The following is a 19,570-nucleotide window of genomic DNA, read 5'->3' as shown; positions in this document are numbered from 1 at the left end:
CCGATGGCGGTCGTCTTCCTCGGCGTGCGGCACCACAGTCCCGCCTGCGCCCGGCTGGTCGCCGACACCATCCGTGCCGTACGCCCCGCGTACGTGCTGGTCGAAGGCCCGTCGGAGATGAACGGCAGGATGGACGAGCTCCTGCTCGGCCACGAGCTGCCGATCGCCGTCCACACCGGCTACCGCGACCATGAGCGGCGACACGGTTCCTGGACACCGCTGTGCGACTACTCGCCGGAGTGGGCGGCGCTGACCGCGGGCCGCGCGACCGGCGCCGAGCTGCGCTTCATCGACCTGCCCGCCTGGCATCCCGCGCTGGCGGACGTCAGCAACCGGTACGCCGACGCCGAGGCCCGCTACACGGAGGCGACCCGACGGCTCTGCCGCGCCTTCGACGTGGACAACGTGGACGCGTTGTGGGACCACCTGTTCGAGATCGAACCGGCCGACGGGCTGGCCGAACGGCTGGCCACCTACTTCGACCTCGTACGCGGCGACACCGAGACCGATCCCGGCGACACGGCCCGCGAGGCGTACATGGCGCAGTGGATCCGGGCGGCCGCCGGCGAGGCGGGCGAGCGGCCGGTGGTCGTGGTCACGGGCGGCTTCCACCGTCCCGCGCTGATCCGGCTGGCCGAGCAGGGCGAGCGGAGCTGGCCGCAGGTGCCGCAGCCGCCCGAGGGGGCGACGGCCGGCAGCTACCTGGTGCCGTACTCGTTCCGCCGGCTGGACGCCTTCGACGGCTACCAGTCGGGCATGCCGTCGCCCGGCTACTACCAGGACCTGTGGGAGCACGGCCCCGACGGAGCCGCCCGCCGGCTCACCGAGGCGGTGACGGCCCGGCTGCGCGCCCGGCGCCAGCCGGTCTCCACCGCCGACCTGATCGCCGCGCACGCCACCGCCGACGGGATCGCGCTGATGCGCGGTCACCCGCATCCGGCCCGCGTCGACGTGCTCGACGGCCTGGCCACCGCGCTGGTCGGCGAGGCGATCGAGACCCCGCTGCCCTGGGCGTCCCGCGGGCCCCTCCAGGCGGGCCACCACCCGGTGGTCGTGGAGATGATCGCGGCGCTCAGCGGCGACCGGACAGGCCGCCTGCACCCCTCGACCCCGCTGCCGCAGCTGGTCCACGCGGTGCTCGCCGAGCTGGGCGGCCCCGGCGACGAACGGCTCGACCTCGGCGGGCAGGCCGGCCGTGCGCGCAGCCGCTTCCTGCACAGGCTGCGCGTCCTGGGCGTCCCGGGCGTGGTCCGCATCTCGGGGCCCCGCCCCGCGGGCGGCGCCGAGCTGGTCGAACAGTGGACCCTGACCGACGCCGACGACCGCCTGCCCGCCCTGATCGAGGCAGGCGGGTACGGCGTGGACCCGCAGGAGGCGGCGGCCTCCGTGCTCGCCGGGCGGATCAGGGGCGCCGGCCTGGACGAGCTGGCCGACGTGCTGTTCGACGCCGCGCTGTGCGGCATCGGCGAGCTGACGGGGCAGGTGCTCGACGACCTCGCGCGGGCGATCGCCGCGGCGGCCGACCTGGGCTCGCTGGGCCGCACCCTCACCGTCGCCCTGGCGATGTGGCGCCACGACGAACTGTTCGCCACCAGCGGCAGCGCCACCTTGGGCGCCGTGGTGCGGGCCGCCGCCCTCCGGGTGTTGTGGCTGGCCGAGGGCGTGCGCGGCGGGCCCGTACCGGCCGATCCGCGGCGCATCGGCGCCCTGGCCGCCGTACGCGACGCGCTCAGGCACGCCGGCCCGCCGCTGGGCCTGGACCTGGACGCGGCGCTGGGCGTCGCCGACCGCGTCGCCGCCTGCCAGGACGCGCCGCCCGACCTGCGCGGGGCGGCGCTCGGGCTGAGCTGGTCACTGCGCGGCGCCCCCGCCGCGGACCCCGCACGGGCGGTACGCGGCGCGTTCGTCCCCGCCACGGCCGGCGACTGGCTGGCCGGGCTGTTCGCGCTCGCCCGCGAGGAGGTCCTGCACACCGGCGGCATGCTGGAGCTGCTCGACGAGCTGGTCGCGGCGATGGGCGACCACGACTTCCTGGTGGCCCTGCCGGCGCTGCGTCAGGCGTTCGGCTACTTCCCGCCCCGCGAGCGGCACCTCATCGCCGCCCGCCTGGTCGAACTGCGTTCCGGCGCGGGCGCGTCCGCGTGGGACCTGATGCGGCTGGAGGCGGCGCCGGAACTGGTGGCCGCAGGCATGGCACTGGACGAACGAGTCGATGCGGCACTGCGCCGGGAAGGACTGATCACGCCATGACCGATCCCACCCTCATGCGGTGGCGCCTGCTGCTCGGCGAGGCCGGCGGCGTCTGCCTCGGCGGCGGGCAGCTCGACGAGGAGGCCGCCGGCCGCGACGCCGCCATGGACTGGCTGTACGGCCGCGACGAGGACCTGCGCAGGCGGGGCGTACGAAGACAAGCCGGGAGCGGCCCGTCGAACCTGACCACGTTCGGCTGGCTCGACGACATCACCCGCCTGTTCCCCAAGGAGACCGTCGAACGCCTGCAACGCGACGCCGTCGAACGCTACGAGATCCACGACCTCGTCACCGACCCCGACGTGCTCGCGCGCATCGAGCCCAACCCCGCGTTGCTCAAGGCGGTCCTGCACACCAAGCACCTGATGAACCCGCAGGTGTTGCGGCTGGCCAGGCGCATCGTGGAGCAGGTCGTCCGGCAGCTCGTGGACCAGCTCGCCACCGAGGTGCGCAGCGCCTTCTCGGGCACGAAGGCACGGCGGCCGGGCCGGCTGCGGCTGGCCCGCAACTTCGACATGGTCCGCACCCTGCGCGCCAACCTCGGCCGCTACCAGCCCGACACCGGCAAGGTCGTGATCGAGACCCCGCTGTTCTTCTCCCGCACCCGCCGCCACCTCGAACAGTGGCAGGTGATCCTGCTCGTCGACCAGTCCGGCTCCATGACCGACTCGGTGATCCACTCGGCGGTCACCGCGGCCTGCCTGTGGGGCCTGCCCGGCGTACGCACCCACCTGGTCGCCTTCGACACCGACGTGGTGGACCTGACCTCCGACGTGGACGATCCCGTGGAACTGCTCATGAAGGTCCAGCTCGGCGGCGGCACCGACATCGCCCGCGCGGCGGCGTACGGCGCCGGGCTCGTGGACCAGCCGCGGCGGGCCGTCGTCGTGCTGATCTCCGACTTCTACGAGGGCGGCGATCCCCACCGGCTGGTCCGTATCGTGCGTCACCTGGTCGAGCAGGGCAGCAAGGTCCTCGGCCTGGCCGCCCTCGACGAGCAGGCCAACCCCGACTACGACCGGGACCTCGCGCAACGCCTGGCCGACGCCGGCGCGTACGTGGGCGCGATGACCCCGGGCGAGCTGGCGTCCTTCGTCGCGGAGCACGTGGGCCGATGAGAACGGACCTGCTCGGGCTCACCACCGACTCCCTCGCCGCGCTCACCAACCGCGGCCTGGTCAAGCGGGCGGGCAAGGAAGCCGCGCCCGACCTGCGCACCGACGCCGACGGGACCGTGCACGGCGACTTCGCGGGCGGACCGACCGCGAGCCTGCCCCCCGGCGGGCTCGACGCGGCCCGCTGCACGTGCGGCGCCACCGGAGTCTGCCGGCACGTCGTCGGGGTGGTGCTGGCGTACCGGCACCAGCACGCCGCGACCGTCGAGACCGTCGGACATCCGCAGGTCGAGGGCCCTGTTCCGGAACCCGCCGCCTGGTCGCCGGGGCAGCTGAGCGACGACGAGCTGACCGCCAGGATCGGCGCCCGCCTGATGACCGCCGCCCGCCGTGCCGAAAGGGCCGGATACACCGCCCGCGTGCGCCGCGCCACCGCCGCCGATCCGGTGCCGCAGGTCGAGCTCGCCACCGCGACCGTGCGTTTCCTGATCCCTGGCGACCTCGGCTTCGTGCACACCGACGCTGTCGCGGGCAGCCGCGACGACGTCATCGCCCTCGCCGTATGGGCCTTCCGGGTGGCCGACGAGCTGCATCCCGGGACGCCGGAGGTACGGGTCGACGTCGGCGGCCAAGCCGTCACCGGGGCCGGAGCCGGGCTGGAGGGGGCCCTGGGGCTGGCCGGCACGGTCCTGCGCGAGGGCGCGGCGCACCTCGGCCAGGGATTGGCGGCCACCATCGCCGACGTCCAGCGCCGCCTGGACGCCGCCGGATCGCGCTGGCCGCTGCTGGCCGTCGGCGACCTCGCCGAGCAGCTGGCCGCCTACCACGACCGCGGCGCCCACTACCGTCCCGAGCTGCTCGCGAGCCACCTCGCCGAGCTCCACGCCCGGCACCGGGCCGTGACCCGCCCCGACGCCACCCTCCGCAGCAGCGTGCTCGGCACCGCCGAGGCCGCCGAGACCCCGTTGCGCCGGGCCCGGCTGGAGAGCCTGGGCTGCCGGGTCCGCAGTCTCGGCGACCGGCGGATCGCCGAGGTCTACCTGGCCCACAGCGACAGCGCGATGGTCCTGGTGCTCCGCCGCGAATGGGACCGCGAACAGGACGGCGGCGACGACTGCGACGGCGCCGCACTGGCACGGCGACGCGTCGCCGGCTCCACGCTGGCCGCCCTGGCCACCGGCAACCTCGTCACCGAGTCCGCCGTCCGCAGCGCCAGCCGTACCGTGCGGCTGGCCACCGGGCGGATCGCCAGGACGACGGTCAGCCCGTCGCGCGGCGACTGGGGTGAGCTCTCGCCGTCTCTGGTGGTGACCGACCTCGCCGCGCTCGGCCGCGAGCTCGACGCCCTCACGCTGCGGCCCATCCGCCCGCGCGTCGAAGCGGAGCTGGTACGCGTCGTCGCCGTCTCCCGGGTGGTGGCCATGACCTACGCGGCCGGTGACCAGCGCCTCGACGCCGTCATCGCCGACCAGGCGGGCAACACCGCCACCGTCACCGCCGTCCACACCGGCGCCGCACCCGGCCGGCTCGACGCGCTGGCCGCCGTGCTCGCCGGGGAGGAGGGCGAGCTGCGTTTCGTCAGCGGAGTGGTCGGCCGTACCGCGGGCGGTGTCGTCATCGACCCCGTCGGCCTGGTCGCCGGCGGCCGGGTCGTCGTGCCCGACCTGCGACCCGCCGGAGGCGGCGGCCGGCTCGCGGCCGCCGCGGACGTCCGGCACGACCCGCTGACCGCCGTGCTGATCGACGCCCGCGGGCTGCTCGCGGAAGCGGCCCACCACGGCCTGTCCCACCTGCCGCCGACCTACGACGCCCGCCTCGGCAGCGCCGCGCGACGGCTGACCACGCTCGGGCTCCACCGCATCGCCCAGGCCGTCACAGCGTTCGCGGCGGCGCGGTCCCAGGGGCCGGGCGAGGCGGCCGAGCAGACCTGGGTCGACGCCTACCTGCGCCTGGAGGTGGCCCTGGAGCTGACCTGACCCTATGTGGGTCCCACACTCGCTGATTTGACTTCTGTCGAAACAGCGGCCCATGATGGCTCTTGCTTAGATGAGCTTCTATTCAAGGGAACAGTCATGAGCGACAGTTGCTGCGGCCCCACCACGATCGCGATCGAGCAGATCGCGGCCCCTCGCCAGGCGGCCTCGGTGCGGGACGACCTGCCGGTGGTCGTGATCGGCGCGGGCCCCGTCGGCCTGGCCGCCGCCGCGCACCTGACCGAGCGCGGCCTCGGCCACCTGGTGCTGGAGGCCGGCGATCAGGTCGCCGCGTCGATCGCGCAGTGGGGGCACGTACGGGTGTTCAGCCCCTGGACGTACGACATCGACGCCGCCGCCCGCCGCCTGCTGGAGGCCGACGGCTGGACCGCCCCCGACCCCGGACGGCTGCCGACCGGCGCCGAGCTCGTCGCCGACTACCTGGCCCCGCTGGCCAAGCTGTTCGGCGACCGGGTGCGCACGAACGCACGAGTGACCGCGATCAGCCGCCTCGGCCACGACCGGCTGCGCACGGCAGGCCGCGAGCAGGCCCCCTTCGTGATCCGCCTGGCCGACGGCGGCGAGCTCCAGGCAGCCGCGATCATCGACGCCTCCGGCACCTGGACCACCCCGAACGTGCTGGGCGCGGCCGGCCTGCCCGCCCACGGCGAGAACGACGTGCCCATCGACCACGCCCTGCCCGACGTCCTCGGCGCCGACCGGCACCGCTACGAGGGCCGGCACGTCCTGGTCGTCGGCGCAGGACACTCGGCCGCCACCACGCTGCTCGCCCTGGCCCAGCTGGACGACACCCCGATCACCTGGGCCATCCGCGCGGGCACCGCCGGCCGCGCCTACGGCGGCGGCGACGCCGACGCCCTCCCGGCCCGCGGGGCACTCGGCACCCGGCTGCGCGCCCACGTCACCTCCGGCCGCATCGCCTTGCTGACCGGCTTCTTCACCCACCGGGTGCGCGCCGCCGCCGACGGCGTCGAGGTGACCAGCCGCACCCCCTCCGGCGCCGAGCAGTCGATCACCGTGGACCGGATCGTCCGGGCTACCGGCTACCGCCCCGACCACTCCATCGCCGCCGAACTGCGTCTCGACCTCGACCCGGTGCTCGGCTCCACCCGGGCCCTGGCCCCGCTCATCGACCCCGACCAGCACTCCTGCGGGACCGTCCCGCCACACGGCGTGGACGAGCTGGCCCACCCCGAGCCCGGCTACTACGCCATCGGCGTCAAGAGCTACGGCCGCGCCCCGACCTTCCTGCTCGCCACCGGGTACGAGCAGGCCCGCTCCGTCGTCGCCGCGCTGGCGGGCGACTGGCAGGCCGCCCGCGACGTGCGGCTCGACCTGCCCGAGACCGGGGTGTGCTCGTCCAGCCTGGCCGAGGACCAGGAGCGGCGGGCCGGCCTGGCCGCGGGCGTCGGCGGCGGCTGCTGCGGCTGAGCGGGGCGCCGCGCCACGGCCGTGGCGGGTGCCGTCTCCGTGTTCGCGCCGGTCGCCTGCCAACGCCTATGATTTAGACCGGCATCGAATCAAGGAGTCACGCCATGGCAGCCCCCGCCACCGCCCAGTGCTGTGCGCCGATCGCCCGCGAACCGCTCGGCGAAACGGCTGCCGCCGAACTGGCCACCCTGCTCAAGGCCGTCGCCGACCCCGTACGGCTGCGCCTGCTGTCGCTGATCGGCTCCCATCCCGGCGGCGAGGCGTGCGTGTGCGACCTGACCGGCGTCTTCGACCTGACCGCCCCCACCATCTCCCACCACCTGAAGGTGTTGCGCACCGCCGGGCTGATCGACGGCGAACGCCGCGGCACCTGGGTCTACTACCGGATCGTCCCCGAGGTGGTGAACCGGCTGGGCGCGCTGTTCACGCCGCTCGCCGCCAAGGCGCAGAACGCCCCGGTGGACGTGGAACTCCACACCGTCTGACCGACACGGCGCACCCTCGCGGGACAATGTCTGACTTGCGCATCTGAGCAACCTTGATGCAGTCTGAAGCTGACAAAACGCCTGCTCAGTAAGGACGACACCATGGCCGACCTCGGTTGGGCGGAGATCCTGATCATCGCCCTCGTCTTCATGTTCCTGTTCGGGGCCAAGCGGCTGCCCGACACGGCCCGCGCCGTCGGCCGTTCGTTGCGGATCTTCAAGGCCGAGACCACCAGGACGGACGAGCCGGCCCCCTCGCTGGAGGAACAGGCCCGGCGTCTGGAGGAGCAGGCGGCCAGGTTGCGGGCCGGCGCGCGGCAGGACGGCCGGTAGCGGATGCGACGCTCGGGAGCCGGCGCGCCGCGCGCCTAGACTTGGCACCTGTCCCAAGAAGGAGTGAAGGTGGCCGGCGCACAGACCCCTGACCCGCCCGCCGAAGTGCTGGCCGAGGCCGCGGCCGCCTTCGCGCTGCTCGCCTCGCCGCCCAGGCTGCACATCGTGTGGGCGCTGGCGCAGGGCGAGTGCGACGTGTCCGGGCTGGCCGAGCGGGTGGGTGGCGCGCTGCCCGCGATCAGCCAGCACCTGGCCAAGCTCAAGCTGGCCGGCCTGGTCCGCTCCCGCCGCGAGGGCCGCAGGGTCGTCTACCTGATCGACGACGAGGACGTCGTGGCCACCGTGCGCGGGCTCGTCGGGCGGCTCTCGCAGCGGGCCGGCACCTCCGCGGGACGCGTCCATGGTCTGGGCGCCTGACGCGCCGACCACGGCCGGCGCCGGTCCGGCCCCGCTGACCCAGCTCCAGACCCTGCGCCTACTGGACACCGGGCCGCGCGGCCTGACGGAGGACCAGGCCGAGGCCCGCCTGCTGGACCGCGGCGAGAACACGATCCCCGCCCAGCGGCCGGTGTCCTGGCCGCGCCGCCTGGCCCGCAGCCTGCGTGACCCGTTCACCATGACGCTGCTCGCGCTGGGGCTCGTCGCCGCCGTGATCAGCTCCTGGGGCACGGCGGGCGTCATCGTCCTGCTGGTCGTGGCGAGTTGCCTGCTGCGCGCCAACGGCGGGTTCCGGGCCGACCGCTCGACCGCGGCCCTGCGCAGGCTGGTGGCCACCACGGCCACCGTGAGACGGCGCGCCCACGAGGGAGGCGAGCCCCGGGAGCGGGAGATCCCCGTCGACCAGCTCGTCCCCGGTGACGTCGTCAAGCTGGGGCCCGGCGACCTGGTCCCCGCCGGCGTGCAGCTGCTGCGGGCCGCCGGCCTGACCGTCCATCAGGCGCCGCTGACGGGCGAGTCGGCGCCCGTGCCCAAGCGGGCGCGCGACCTGCCCGAGGGCGACGACCACCTGTGCTGGCAGGGCAGCAGCGTGGCCTCCGGCAGCGCGCTGGCGGTGGTGACGGCCACCGGCGGCGGCACCCGGTTCGCCGGCGCCCACCACGCTCCGGCGCGCAGGCGTTCGGCCTTCGACCAGTCGGTGAACGGCATCTCCTGGATCCTGGTCCGGCTCATGCTGGTCGTCCCGCCCGTGGCGCTGGTGGCCGGCGCCGTCCTGCGCGGCAGAGGGCTGGAGGCGCTGCCGTTCGCCGTGGCGGTGGCCGTGGGGCTGACGCCCGAGATGCTGCCGGTCGTGGTGACCACGGCCCTCGCCCGGGGAGCGGCGCTGCTGGCCCGCCAGGGCGTGATCGTCAAGCGGCTGCCCGCGCTGCACGACGTGGGGGCGATCGACGTCCTGTGCATGGACAAGACCGGCACGCTGACCCGCGACCGGCCGGTGCTGAGCGGGTCCGTCGGCCCTGACGGCAGGCCGGATCCCGAGGTGCTGCGCTGGGCGGCCGTCAACAGCTTCTGGACGCTGCACCTGGCCGATCCGCCGATCCCCGACCCGCTCGACGAGGCGATCCTGGAGTGCGCGCCCGACCCGGGCGACACCGAGGGGCTGGAGGCCACCCCCTTCGATCCCGCCGGCGCCTGTCCCGCGCGGTGGTCCGCGACGGCGGCGCGGACGTCGTCGTGGTCAAGGGCGCCGTGGAGGCGGTGCTCGACCGGTGCGCGATGGGACCGGGCGACCGGCTGCGGGCCGGCGAGGTCGCCGGAGCCCTGGCCGAGGCCGGTGCGCGGGTGCTCGCGGTCGCCGTGTGCGACCGGTCCGCCGGTCCCGGCACAGAAGGCGGGCTGACGCTCGCCGGCTTCCTCACCCTCGTCGACGAGCCGTCGCCGGACGCCGCCGCCGCGCTGGCGCTGCTGGCCCGCAGGGGCATCACCCTGAAGGTGCTGACCGGCGACCATCCGGCCACCGCCGCCCGTACGTGCCGGGAGCTGGGCCTCGACGTGGGGGCGGTGATCGAGGCGGCCGACCTCACCGCCGCGTCCGCCGAACGGGCCACGGTGATCGCCCGCTGCACGCCGGACGACAAGGCCCGCGTCGTCCGCTTGCTGCGCGAGGCCGGGCACACGGTCGGCTTCCTCGGCGACGGCGTCAACGACTCGCCCGCCATGCGCGCCGCCGACGTCGGCATCTGCCCGCGCGCCGCCGTGGACGTCACCCGCGAGGCCGCCGACGTCGTGCTGGCCGGTAAGGACCTGTCGGCGATCGACCAGGCGATCGTCGCCGGACGGCGCAGCACCGGCAACATCGTCACCTACCTGCGCATCGCGCTGTCGTCCAACCTCGGGAACGTGATCGCGATGCTGGCGGCCGGGCTGGCGCTGCCGTTCCTGCCGATGTTGCCGGTCCAGGTGCTCCTGCAGAACGTCTGCTTCGACGTCGCCCAGCTCGCCTTCGCCTTCGACCGGGCCGCGCCGGCCGTGCTGCCGCCCGCCCGGTCCATCAGATAGGCGCTGGTCTCGCAGCCGATCGTGGCCGCGTTGAGCACGATGACGCCGATGACGGCCCGCTGGGTGAGCCGGTGCTCGAGCACGGCCCGCACGCGTTCTTGCCCGGACACCACTGGATCGCTCCTCACAGTGAAGATCACAAATCGCTGATCATGGTAGAGGCGACGGGAGGCTCCCACTGCGACCGAACCCGGCTGAGACGCGGATCACATCCGGCACTTACTCTCATCCATACGCGTTGACCTGGCAGTAGGCCCAGCCCCAGGTACGGCCTTCGTCTGCGGGGTGCACAGCCGCGATGAGCGTCGCACTCGGCCTGGTGGCCATCGTCCTGCTCACCCTCGCCACCGGCTACTTCGTCGCCCAGGAGTTCGCCTACGTCAGCGCCGACCGGCTCGCCCTGTCCCAGCAGGCCGCCGCCGGCGACAAGAAGGCGGCCAAGGCGGTCAAGGTGATGGAACGGCTGTCGTTCATGTTGTCCGGCGCGCAGCTCGGCATCACCTCACCGCGCTGATCGTGGGTTTCATCGCCAGGCCCGCGCTGGCCGAGCTGATCGCCCCCGCGCTGGAGGCGGCCGGCGTGCCGCGGGCGGCGATCGGCGGCATCGCGCTCGGCATCGGCTTCGCGCTGGCCACTGTGATCCAGATGGTGCTGGGCGAGCTCGCCCCCAAGAACCTGGCGCTGGCCCGCCCGGAGCCGCTGGCCCGCGCGCTGGCCGGCTCCACCCTGGTCTACCTGGCCATCGCCGGACCGGTGATCAAGCTGTTCGACACCGCCGCCAACAAGCTGCTGCGCGCCGTCGGCATCGAGCCGGTCGAGGAACTGCACCACGGCGCCACCCTGGAGGAGCTGGGCCACATCATCGGCGAGTCCGAGGCCCACGGCCACCTGCCCGGCAGCCACGCCGACGTGCTCGAACGGGCCCTGGCCTTCTCCGATCACACCGCCGAGGAAGTGATGGTGCCACGCGTGGAGGTGGTCGCCGTGACCGGCGCGGCCATCGTGCCCGACCTGGACGAGCTCGTCGCCGCCCACGGCCACACCCACTACCCGGTGCTCGGCGCCACCCTGGACGAGGTGATCGGCGTGGTCAGCCTGGGCGACCTGGCCGCCGTCCCGGTCGAGCAGGCCGCCGCCACCCGTGTCGCCGACCTCGCCCACGACGTGCTGATCGTGCCCTTCTCGATCAACCTGCCGGACCTGGTCGCCCAGATGCACACGCGCGGCCAGGAAGTGGCCTGCGTGGTGGACGAGCACGGCGGCCTGGCCGGACTGGTCACCTGGGAGGACGTCGCCGAGGAGCTGGTCGGCGAGATCGCCGACGAGAACGACGCCGACCCGCCACGGGCGGTGCGCCAGGGCGAGGCCTGGGAACTGGACGCCGCCCTGCGCATCGACGAGATCGCTCTGGAGACGGACCTGAACCTGCCCGACGAGGACGAGTACGACACCCTGGCCGGGCTCGTCCTGCACCGGCTGGGCCGCTTCGCCGTCCCGGGCGACGTCATCACCGCCGGCCTGCCCGCCACCCTCGACCCCCGTGCCCCCACGCACGCCCGCATCGAGGTGCTGACGCTGGACCGGCACGTGCCCGACCGCGTGCGCCTGACCCCCTACCGTGACGAATCGCAGGAGCAGGCATGAACCTGTCCGTCGGGCTGCCGCTCACCCTGCTGCTGCTGATCGGCAACGGCTTCTTCGTCGCCGCCGAGTTCGCCCTGGTCGCCGCCAAGCGGCACCGTCTGGAGAAGGCCGCCGCGCAGGGGAGCAAGGCCGCCTCCGCCGCCCTGTCCGGGATCAAGGAGCTGTCGCTCATGCTGGCCGGCGCGCAGCTCGGCATCACGCTGTGCTCGCTCGGGCTCGGCGTGGTGTCCGAACCGCTGATCGCCGGCACCCTCGCCCCGCTCTTCGGCGCCGTCGGCCTGCCCGAGGCCGCCGCGCACGCGGTGGCGTTCGTCATCGCGCTGGCGGTCGTGACGTTCCTGCACATGGTGCTCGGCGAGATGGCGCCCAAGTCCTGGGCCATCGCCCACCCCGAGCGCTCGGCCACCCTGCTCGCGCTGCCGTTCCGCGGTTTCACCCTGCTGGTCCGCCCGCTGATCAGCGCGCTGAACGCCGTCACCAACGGCCTGCTGCGGCTGTTCCGCGTCCGTCCGGACGAGGCGGGCGCCAAGGCGCGCACCCCCGACCAGCTCCGGCACCTGGTGGCGGAGTCGCGCCGGCTCGGCCTGATCGAGCCCGACGACCACGTGGTGCTCAGCCAGGCGCTGCAGGCGCCGCAGTCGGGCATCACCGCGCTGATCACCCCGGCCGAGCGGATCGTCGGCGTCCCCGCCACCGCCGCCGCCCAGGACGTCATCGACGCCTGCAACCGGTCCGGGCGCACCCGGCTGATCGTGTGGTCCGGCGCCGAGCCGAGCGGGATCGTGCACCTGCGCGACGCCTACCTGGCCCGCCGGCGCGGCGCCGCCACCACCGCCGCCCAGCTCGCCTACCGGGTGCCGGACCTGCCCCGGGAGACCTCGGTCGCCGACGCGGTCGCCCGGCTGCGCGCCGCCCACAGCCAGATCGCCGTGATCCGCGACGGCGCCGGCGCGGTCGTCGGCCTCGTCACCTTGGACGACCTGCTCACCACCCTGCTGGTGCCCGCCTGACCACCTCGCGAAGGAAGGGCGTTTATTTGGTATATCGGATAAATTCCCATTGACGATGAATGCGCTTGGCTTCTCTCGCCGGCGTTTCTTTGCCATTGCTTAACCTGTCGGTGTGTGCTCAAATTATGATTCGATTTACCCATTCCGGCCGGGATGTTAGGCGGCAGAATTGCGACATGGATAGACATGTCCCTTTCGGCGGCCGCAGGATCGACATTTCGCACAATCGACGGAGGAAGATCGCCATGTTCAAGAAACTGCTGCGTTTCCTTCCCGCCGGCCTCGCGGCCGGCTCGCTGCTGGCCGCCGTGGCCCTGCCCGCGCCGGCGTCGGCGTCGGCCTCCCTGGCCGGAAAGCGGCAAAATGTCGTCACCGTCCTCGGCTACAACAGCACCGACTGGAAATACCTCCAGGTGCCGCCCGGGGCCGACGCCCCGCGTTTCTACGAGCCGGACTTCGACGACAGCGACTGGTCGAGCGGACAAGAAGGATTCGGCACCACCAACCGGATCTGCTCGTGGAACAATTCCACCAACGTCAAGACACCCTGGGCGGTGAACACCGACATCCTGGTACGCCACTGGGTGCACATCCCGCGCAACGCCCGGCTGGTCCGCATCCAGGGAACGATCGACAACGATGCGCGGGTCTACTTCAACGGCCGCCTCGTCCAGGCCGTCAGGAGCGGCGGCTGCGCCGCGGGCGCCATCAACGTCGTCCTGCCCGCCAGGCACCTGGAGCGCTGCAACCTCCTGGCCATCCGCGGCCATGACTACGGCGTCGGGACCTATCTGAACGTCGAGGTCAGCTACGTCAGGGCGACCCCCTCCGCCTGAACGCGCACCCCGGCACCGCCGCGAGCCCCCGGCCCCCTTGAACCGCGAGAGGGCCGGGGGCTCTCCGCGCGGACCGGCCTTCGCCGCGGCGCGGACACGCCTGGCAGGCGCTGCTCCCGGCCAGGTGTTCAGGGACGGGCCCTTGAAACGACCTTCGACAAGGCGTGGAATCTGGAACTGGGAGGAGAGTGCGGCCCCGACCGGCCAGGTCTTTCCGCACCCGCCTCGCAGCGCTCGGCGTGGGCTTCGCCGCACGACAAGGCGACCCCTTCGCCGTGTCCCGTCAGCCCGCAGAAGCCCCCACCCGCACGGGAGGCCCCGCGTGACCCCCACACCCGTGGTTCTCGACAGCAGCGGACACCGCGTCTATGAGCAGGCCGACTCCCTACGAGCCGCCGGACCGGCCGTGCCCGTCCGGTTGCCCGGCGACCTCACCGCCTGGTCGGTGACCGACGGGGACGTCGTCAAGCACCTGCTGACGCATCCCCACGTCTCCAAGGACGCGCGTAAGTCCTGGCCCGGCTACCGTCCCTACGCGATCGGCTGGCTCACCGCCTGGGTGGACGTGAAGAGCATGTTCACCACCGACGACCCCGACCACCAGCGGTTGAAGAACCTGGTCGGCAAGGCGTTCACGCCCCGCCGCGTGGCGGCGATGCGGCAGCCGATCACCGCCGTCGTCACCACGTTGCTGGACGCCCTGGCCGCCGAGGCCCCGGGAGGCGTGCTGGACCTGCGGGCCCGCTACTCCTACAAGATCCCCACCCAGGTCATCTGCAACCTGTTCGGTGTGCCGCTGGACCAGCGGCCCGCCATGCTGGCCACCATCGACGCCGTGGTGGACACCAGCCTGTCAGCCGGGCAGGCGATCCACGTCCAGCAGGAGATGATCGCCTCGATGCTCCGTCTCATCGAGGCCAAACGGGCCCGGCCCGGCGACGACATGACCAGCCGGCTGATCGCCGCCAGGGACAGCGGACTCGATCAGCTCAGCGACGACGAGCTCGTCAGCACGCTGCTCCTGATGATCGGCGCGGGCAGCGAGACCACCGTGTCCCTGCTCGACCATGCCGTCATCGCCATGCTCAGCCACCCCGAGCAGCTCGCTGTCGCCCGCCGCGACCCCGCACGCTGGGACGACGTCATCGAGGAGACCCTGCGCCGGCGCCCGCCCGTCATGCATCTGCCGATGCGCTACGCCACTGCCGACATCCCCCTGGACGGGCAGACCGTCATCCGAGCCGGCGACCTCATCCTCATCGGCTTCGGCGCCCACGGGCGTGATCCCGCCGTCAACGCCGATCCCGACCGCTTCGACATCGACCGGCACGACCGGGCGCACCTGGCCTTCGGCCACGGCATGCACTATTGCCTGGGCGCGCCGCTGGCCCGGCTGGAGGCGCGCATCGCTCTGCCCGCCCTGTTCGAGCGCTTTCCCGATCTGCGGCTGGCCACCGGCCCGCAGGATCTCCAGCCGCTACCCTCCTTCATCGGCACCGACGTGCTCCGCCTGCCCGTGACGCTGACCTCCGGCATGTCAGAAGCGGCACGATGAACGATGAGCTCCGCGCTGAGCTGCTGGAACGCATGAGGCGCGATCAGGAGGTGCGCCTGAGCCTGCCCAGGAGCGGTCCCGTGCCCGATGACCTGATGGAGCGGTGGACGGCCGTGGACGCCGACAACACCGCCTGCGAACCTCGCCTATCTCGTGGACCGGGTCCGTGTCGGTGAGGGACGGCCGCAGGTGTTCGGCATGCAGTACCACGCTCCTGACGGCGTTCTCCGGCCGCAGCCGATAGAAGATCGCGATCGGCTTGACGAGCGGCGAGCCGAGGTCGGGCTGGGGCCGCACGCCGACTACGACAGCTCCATGCGCCAGCAGTACGGATGACCCTGGCCCCAGGAGGCGAATCGGTCGCCGGTGGAGGGTCGGGGCCAGGAGCAGCGCCTCGGGAAGCCACCGCCCTCCAGGTGGTGTATCGCATGCGGCGGCCCGAGGACCGCGAACCCGGCAGCAGGCGTCGGCCAGGTGCGGCGTCCCTCAGTCGAAGGACGGTCGGACGCCCCGCTCCCGGCTGCGCTTGAGCTCGAAGAAGTCCTCCGTCCCGGCGACCAGGACCAGGCCGTCCCAGAGCCGGCCGGCTGCTTCACCGCGTGGCGCCCGCCTGATCACCGGGCCGAACAGGGCCATGCCGCCGACGCGGAGAACGGGAGTGCCGACATCGAGCCCCACCTCGTCGAAAGCCTCATCGTGGGAGTCCCTGATGAGCTGATCCAGCTCGTCGCTGTCGGCGGCCGCCGCCAACCCAGCGGGCAGGCCCACCTCTGTGAGGGCTTCGGTGATGACTGTGGGGTCGTCGCGACGTCTCTGGTTGTGGAACCGGGTGCCGATCGCGGTGTACAACGGGCCGAGAACGTCACGGCCGGCGTGTTCGGCGGCGGCCGCGCAGACCCGCACCGGCCCCCAGGCGTTCTCCATCTGCTTGCGGTAGTCCTCGCTCATCCCCTCGCCCTTGCGCTGGACGAGGTTCAGGTGGGCCAGCGACATGAGCCGCCAGTCGGCGTGCACCGGCCGTACCTTCTCCACCTCCAGCAGCCAGCGCGAGGTGACCCACGCCCAAGGGCACAGCGGATCGAACCAGAACGGGACCTCGACGAGCTCCGACTCTTCCGTGATCGTCATGATGGCTTTCTTCCTCTCAGACCGATCTCGCACGCACCGCGACGGTGGTTCGCGCCAGGACAGCGCAGGGCAGGACCCTAACGCCGCTTCTTCGAGCGCTGGGGAGTGCCGCCCTTCGCGCGTTTCTGCTCGTACGCCTGATCGAGGGTCCAGATGTAGTACCACCTGCCCTCGCGGAGTGTCCGGACACTGTTCTGGCTGATCGCTTGGACCACGCTCCATATTCCACCGGTGGCGCCCAGGACTCCGAGCGCGGCGGTCAGAGCCGGACCGTAGACGGCGGTGAGGGTCGCTCCCGTCGTTCCGAGGACGGCGCCGGTCGCGGCAAGGGCTCTGGTCCGCTGGATCCTGGCCATTTCGGCCTGGCATTCCTGAATCTGCTCCCGGATCTCCAGGCCGATCCGAGTCAGGGCCACTTCTGACTGAACGGCGTCCTGGGCTTCGTCGAGCTGGAGGAACTTCCCGCGCAGGTAGGTGCGGAAACGGTCGTAGGAGCCGAACTCCTCGACAGTGATTCTGCTGAAGTCCCGAAGTCCGACGCCGTCGATGTAGGGCAGCTTGATGTCCAGGATCGGTCGGACGAGCCGGCTTTTGACGGGTTCTTCGCCTGACGCCTCGATCGCACGCCGCCCTCTGAGCAGGAAGTCGACGGCCCGAGCATCACGGATCGACCTGCTTCTTTGGACCGGGCGTCCCTTCTTCACCTGCTGGGTGCGGAGGCAGTAGTCGGGCAGGTACCAGGTCAGCCCGGCTTGCAGGAGGGGGCGTGCCTGGAGGATCCAGGTGCCGAGCTGTGCCAGGTCGAGCGTTCTGATGCCGAAGTAGTCCTCCCGCCAGTTCTCACGAGGCTCGCGGACGGCTGCCATGTGGAGCATCGATGCCGGCAGGTCGGGGGGCGTTCCGGGCGGGAGTCGCGGTTTGTTCCCTGAACGTCTCTCCGGGTCGTTCCAGTGGATTCCGGTCTGCCCGATTTCGTGATACGCCCCGCCCGTGCCGTCATGAAGAAGGAGGGTGTCGGAAATGAGCGAGACACGCTTGGTGATGGCGGTGAGGTCGGTTCCTCTGAGGCCGAGGCTCACGTCGAACTCGTGCTTGGTGAGGGATCGTATGTCCCGCAAGGTTTCCGCGTCCCGATCCCAGAAGTAGGCCGCGTACTTTTTGGCTACTTGTTCCGGTTGCTCATCTTTGCGCAGGCTGCGAAAGAAATTCTGCATATGTCCGGCGATGACCTGATTTTGGGTTGGGTGTCGTCCCCAAAGCCGCATTCGTCCATCATATGCCTTTCGATTTCCTGCCGTTCGAGCGGTGGGACGCGTCACTCGACGTCCACGCCCGGCGGGCAGTCGACGGGCTCGGAGGTGCCGTCGGTGTGCTCGATCTGGCAGCCGTCATCCGCGCCGCCGAACGGGGTGAGATGTCCGGAGGAGGCGGCGAAGACGGCCAGGCCGACGGCGGCGGCGATGAGCCCGATGACGATGCCGCCGTAACCGCCCCCGACACCGGCGTCGCCGGCGGGCACGGCCTTCGTCGGGTCGTCCGGGTCGTAGAGGACGTCGGTCTCCCTGCCGATGCCCAGCTGCGACTCCGTCCAGGACTCGGCGGTCACCTCCCGCCCTTCCAGGGTGGTGAAGGTCAGCACCGGACGCCGGCTCGCCTTGAGATGCTCGCCGCGTCCGGTGAACGTGGTGGCCACGTCGGTGATCACGCCCGGCACTCGCCGCGCCCCGCGGACGAACCGCCTGCCGTGCACGATCCCCCTGACCGACACCAGCACGATCACGGCGCCGAACGCCACGAACAGTAAGGGCAGGTACTCGAAGACTTGCTCCACCGCGGTCCCCCTGGAATCGGCAACACTCGGACAACGATCGGCAGCGGCGCATGGTTCGCGGCCGGCGAAAGGCGAGAGCGGAGGTCATGGCCGGCACCGGCTAGGCAGGGGCGTGCGGGGCCCTGTCGTCGGTGGGAGTGTCGTCTCCGGCTGCGGCGGCTTCTCCGGTGAAGCGGCGCAGCTCCGGGCTGAGCGCGGCCACGGCGGCGGTCAGGACGAGCAGTCCGCCCAGCACGACGAGGGCCGCCGCGCCGCCCAGCGCCGCAGCCAGTGCCCCGCCGAGGACGGGCCCGAGGGGCTTGAGCGCCATCGCACTCATGCTCAGGACCGCGCCCATCCGGCCGAGCATCGCCTCCGGCACCATGCGTGCGACCACGACGTTCATCACCACGTTCAGCGAGGGCGTGGACAAGGTGATGAACACCAACGGGATCATCGGCCACCACGCGCCCCAGGGCAGTGCCGTGGCCGCCAGCGCGGCGCCGAAGACCGTGACGACGGCCAGCAGGAGCCTTCCGGGAGGCAGGAGCCTGCTGAGGCGGCCCGACAGCAGGGCGCCGGTCAGCCCGCCGATTCCGAGACCGGCCAGGACCGTGCCGGTGACGCGCGCGTCGCCGCCGCGTTCGCCGACGAGCACGATCAGCGGGATGAGGAACGCCCCGCCCAGCAGGTTGAGGACCGTCACCGCTGCGGTGACCTCCCGCAGGCCGTGCCGCCGCCACAACCAGGTGAGGGCCTCGGCCGCTTCCCGGCGCATGCCGCGGCGGATCGGCCGCTGCTCCTCGCCGTCGTCCCGGGCGGAGGGGGGCGGCTCGTCCGCCGGGCGGCGGGGCACCTTGGCCAGAGCGTAGAAGAGCGTGGCGGCGACGAAGGTGGCGGTGTCGACGACGAAGGGCACTGCCCGCCCGAGGCCGTACAGCAGGCCGCCGAGCGGAGGGCCGATCAGTCCGGCCGCGTGGCTGCGGGCCTCCTCCTGCGCGTACGCACTGTGCAGTTGGCCTGAGGGGACGATGCCGCGCAGCGCCGTGTCCTGGACGGGCCCGATGAACGCGACGCACAGCCCGTCCAGCACGGCCAGTGTGACGAACTGCCAGACCTGTACCCGACCGGTGATGATCAACACCGTCAGCAGCGCGGAGACCACCGCCTGCAGGCCCTGGGCCGTGATGAGCGTACGGCGGCGGTCCCACCGGTCCACCCAGACGCCGGCCGGCATCTGGACCGCCAGGAACGCGACGGTACGAGCTCCGGCGACGACGCCCGCCAGCCCGGGCGAGCCGGTGAGCGCCAGCACCAGAAGCGGCATGGCGAGCGCGGTGAGCTGCGATCCCAGCTCCGAGACCGCGCTGCCGAGCCACAGCAGCTGAAAACGCGCGTTTCTCCGCAGCGGGACGATGTCGGTCACGGCGCGTCTTCCTTGCAGGCGGGGGGCGGGTCAGGTCGGGCGGGACCCAGAGAAACT

The 19,570-nt window shown here is 72.5% G+C and carries 17 protein-coding genes and 2 pseudogenes; 15 read left to right on the top strand and 4 right to left on the bottom strand.

Features of this window, described 5'->3' with window-relative positions; translation table 11 throughout:
• The first annotated feature begins 3 nt into the window (after positions 1-3).
• From AB0J71_RS38515 to AB0J71_RS38445, 15 genes and pseudogenes are all read left to right on the top strand, one after another.
• Positions 4-2,250 (top strand): DUF5682 family protein, encoded by a 2,247-nt coding sequence (locus AB0J71_RS38515; RefSeq protein WP_364419013.1) that lies wholly within the window; start codon positions 4-6, stop codon positions 2,248-2,250.
• Positions 2,247-3,368, top strand: coding sequence for a VWA domain-containing protein (locus AB0J71_RS38510; protein ID WP_364392023.1), 1,122 nt, complete (start codon positions 2,247-2,249; stop codon positions 3,366-3,368). Before AB0J71_RS38515 ends, AB0J71_RS38510 begins: the two co-directional genes overlap by 4 nt.
• Positions 3,365-5,341: a hypothetical protein gene (locus tag AB0J71_RS38505; protein ID WP_364419011.1), complete on the top strand. Its 1,977-nt coding sequence runs from the start codon at positions 3,365-3,367 to the stop codon at positions 5,339-5,341. The genes AB0J71_RS38510 and AB0J71_RS38505 overlap by 4 nt, the downstream gene beginning before the upstream one ends.
• A gap of 96 nt (positions 5,342-5,437) precedes the next feature.
• The gene (locus tag AB0J71_RS38500) at positions 5,438-6,790 is read left to right on the top strand and encodes an FAD-dependent oxidoreductase (protein ID WP_364419008.1); all 1,353 of its coding nucleotides are present in this window, start codon (positions 5,438-5,440) and stop codon (positions 6,788-6,790) included.
• Positions 6,791-6,894: 104 nt separating this feature from the next.
• Positions 6,895-7,275, top strand: coding sequence for a metalloregulator ArsR/SmtB family transcription factor (locus AB0J71_RS38495; RefSeq protein WP_352324474.1), 381 nt, complete (start codon positions 6,895-6,897; stop codon positions 7,273-7,275).
• A 102-nt stretch (positions 7,276-7,377) separates the two neighbouring features.
• Complete coding sequence (locus tag AB0J71_RS38490; protein ID WP_364335331.1) at positions 7,378-7,608, top strand: twin-arginine translocase TatA/TatE family subunit; 231 nt, start codon at positions 7,378-7,380, stop codon at positions 7,606-7,608.
• A gap of 69 nt (positions 7,609-7,677) precedes the next feature.
• Positions 7,678-8,025 carry a metalloregulator ArsR/SmtB family transcription factor gene (locus tag AB0J71_RS38485; protein ID WP_352324476.1) on the top strand — a complete coding sequence of 116 codons (348 nt, stop codon included), beginning with the start codon at positions 7,678-7,680 and terminating at the stop codon, positions 8,023-8,025.
• Complete coding sequence (locus AB0J71_RS38480) at positions 8,009-9,445, top strand: HAD-IC family P-type ATPase (RefSeq protein ID WP_364419006.1); 1,437 nt, start codon at positions 8,009-8,011, stop codon at positions 9,443-9,445. Before AB0J71_RS38485 ends, AB0J71_RS38480 begins: the two co-directional genes overlap by 17 nt.
• The gene (locus AB0J71_RS38475) at positions 9,388-10,104 is read left to right on the top strand and encodes an HAD-IC family P-type ATPase (protein WP_364392237.1); all 717 of its coding nucleotides are present in this window, start codon (positions 9,388-9,390) and stop codon (positions 10,102-10,104) included. Before AB0J71_RS38480 ends, AB0J71_RS38475 begins: the two co-directional genes overlap by 58 nt.
• A gap of 298 nt (positions 10,105-10,402) precedes the next feature.
• A pseudogene (locus AB0J71_RS38470) lies at positions 10,403-10,935 on the top strand (CNNM domain-containing protein); the annotation flags it as partial.
• Between the two features lie 126 nt (positions 10,936-11,061).
• Entirely contained in the window at positions 11,062-11,748 is a 687-nt protein-coding gene (locus tag AB0J71_RS38465; protein WP_364419046.1) for a transporter associated domain-containing protein, read from the top strand.
• Positions 11,745-12,758 carry a hemolysin family protein gene (locus tag AB0J71_RS38460; protein WP_352324479.1) on the top strand — a complete coding sequence of 338 codons (1,014 nt, stop codon included), beginning with the start codon at positions 11,745-11,747 and terminating at the stop codon, positions 12,756-12,758. Before AB0J71_RS38465 ends, AB0J71_RS38460 begins: the two co-directional genes overlap by 4 nt.
• 245 nt (positions 12,759-13,003) lie before the next feature.
• Positions 13,004-13,594 carry a hypothetical protein gene (locus tag AB0J71_RS38455; RefSeq protein ID WP_352324480.1) on the top strand — a complete coding sequence of 197 codons (591 nt, stop codon included), beginning with the start codon at positions 13,004-13,006 and terminating at the stop codon, positions 13,592-13,594.
• Positions 13,595-13,916: 322 nt separating this feature from the next.
• Complete coding sequence (locus AB0J71_RS38450) at positions 13,917-15,149, top strand: cytochrome P450 (protein ID WP_364419004.1); 1,233 nt, start codon at positions 13,917-13,919, stop codon at positions 15,147-15,149.
• 150 nt (positions 15,150-15,299) lie between these two features.
• Positions 15,300-15,485 (top strand): annotated as a pseudogene (locus AB0J71_RS38445) (DUF6624 domain-containing protein); the annotation flags it as partial.
• 150 nt (positions 15,486-15,635) lie between these two features.
• Here AB0J71_RS38445 and AB0J71_RS38440 read toward each other — a convergent pair.
• The 4 genes from AB0J71_RS38440 to AB0J71_RS38425 form a co-directional block, all read right to left on the bottom strand.
• Positions 15,636-16,277, bottom strand: a complete 642-nt coding sequence (locus AB0J71_RS38440; protein ID WP_352324483.1) for a DsbA family protein — start codon at positions 16,275-16,277, stop codon at positions 15,636-15,638.
• A gap of 77 nt (positions 16,278-16,354) precedes the next feature.
• On the bottom strand, positions 16,355-17,542 hold the full coding sequence (locus tag AB0J71_RS38435) for a hypothetical protein (RefSeq protein ID WP_364419002.1): 1,188 nt from the start codon (positions 17,540-17,542) through the stop codon (positions 16,355-16,357).
• 50 nt (positions 17,543-17,592) lie between these two features.
• Entirely contained in the window at positions 17,593-18,108 is a 516-nt protein-coding gene (locus AB0J71_RS38430; RefSeq protein ID WP_352324486.1) for a DUF3592 domain-containing protein, read from the bottom strand.
• 100 nt (positions 18,109-18,208) lie between these two features.
• Complete coding sequence (locus AB0J71_RS38425) at positions 18,209-19,513, bottom strand: MFS transporter (protein ID WP_364419000.1); 1,305 nt, start codon at positions 19,511-19,513, stop codon at positions 18,209-18,211.
• Positions 19,514-19,570: the final 57 nt, after the last annotated feature.

The organism is Nonomuraea sp. NPDC049637 (assembly GCF_040675235.1).
Taxonomy (GTDB): domain Bacteria; phylum Actinomycetota; class Actinomycetes; order Streptosporangiales; family Streptosporangiaceae; genus Nonomuraea.
Note: the sequence above shows the minus strand (reverse complement) of the source record. Positions and strands in the feature narration are given on the sequence as shown.

What these genes read in the sequence shown, in the direction of transcription:
- AB0J71_RS38515 (WP_364419013.1), top strand. Translation starts at nt 4, where the DNA reads ATGGCGGTCGTCTTCCTCGGCGTGCGGCACCACAGTCCCGCCTGCGCC.
- AB0J71_RS38510 (WP_364392023.1), top strand. Translation starts at nt 2,247, where the DNA reads ATGACCGATCCCACCCTCATGCGGTGGCGCCTGCTGCTCGGCGAGGCC.
- AB0J71_RS38505 (WP_364419011.1), top strand. Translation starts at nt 3,365, where the DNA reads ATGAGAACGGACCTGCTCGGGCTCACCACCGACTCCCTCGCCGCGCTC.
- AB0J71_RS38500 (WP_364419008.1), top strand. Translation starts at nt 5,438, where the DNA reads ATGAGCGACAGTTGCTGCGGCCCCACCACGATCGCGATCGAGCAGATC.
- AB0J71_RS38495 (WP_352324474.1), top strand. Translation starts at nt 6,895, where the DNA reads ATGGCAGCCCCCGCCACCGCCCAGTGCTGTGCGCCGATCGCCCGCGAA.
- AB0J71_RS38490 (WP_364335331.1), top strand. Translation starts at nt 7,378, where the DNA reads ATGGCCGACCTCGGTTGGGCGGAGATCCTGATCATCGCCCTCGTCTTC.
- AB0J71_RS38480 (WP_364419006.1), top strand. Translation starts at nt 8,009, where the DNA reads ATGGTCTGGGCGCCTGACGCGCCGACCACGGCCGGCGCCGGTCCGGCC.
- AB0J71_RS38465 (WP_364419046.1), top strand. Translation starts at nt 11,062, where the DNA reads ATGGTGCCACGCGTGGAGGTGGTCGCCGTGACCGGCGCGGCCATCGTG.
- AB0J71_RS38460 (WP_352324479.1), top strand. Translation starts at nt 11,745, where the DNA reads ATGAACCTGTCCGTCGGGCTGCCGCTCACCCTGCTGCTGCTGATCGGC.
- AB0J71_RS38455 (WP_352324480.1), top strand. Translation starts at nt 13,004, where the DNA reads ATGTTCAAGAAACTGCTGCGTTTCCTTCCCGCCGGCCTCGCGGCCGGC.
- AB0J71_RS38440 (WP_352324483.1), bottom strand. Translation starts at nt 16,277, where the DNA reads ATGACGATCACGGAAGAGTCGGAGCTCGTCGAGGTCCCGTTCTGGTTC.
- AB0J71_RS38435 (WP_364419002.1), bottom strand. Translation starts at nt 17,542, where the DNA reads ATGCGGCTTTGGGGACGACACCCAACCCAAAATCAGGTCATCGCCGGA.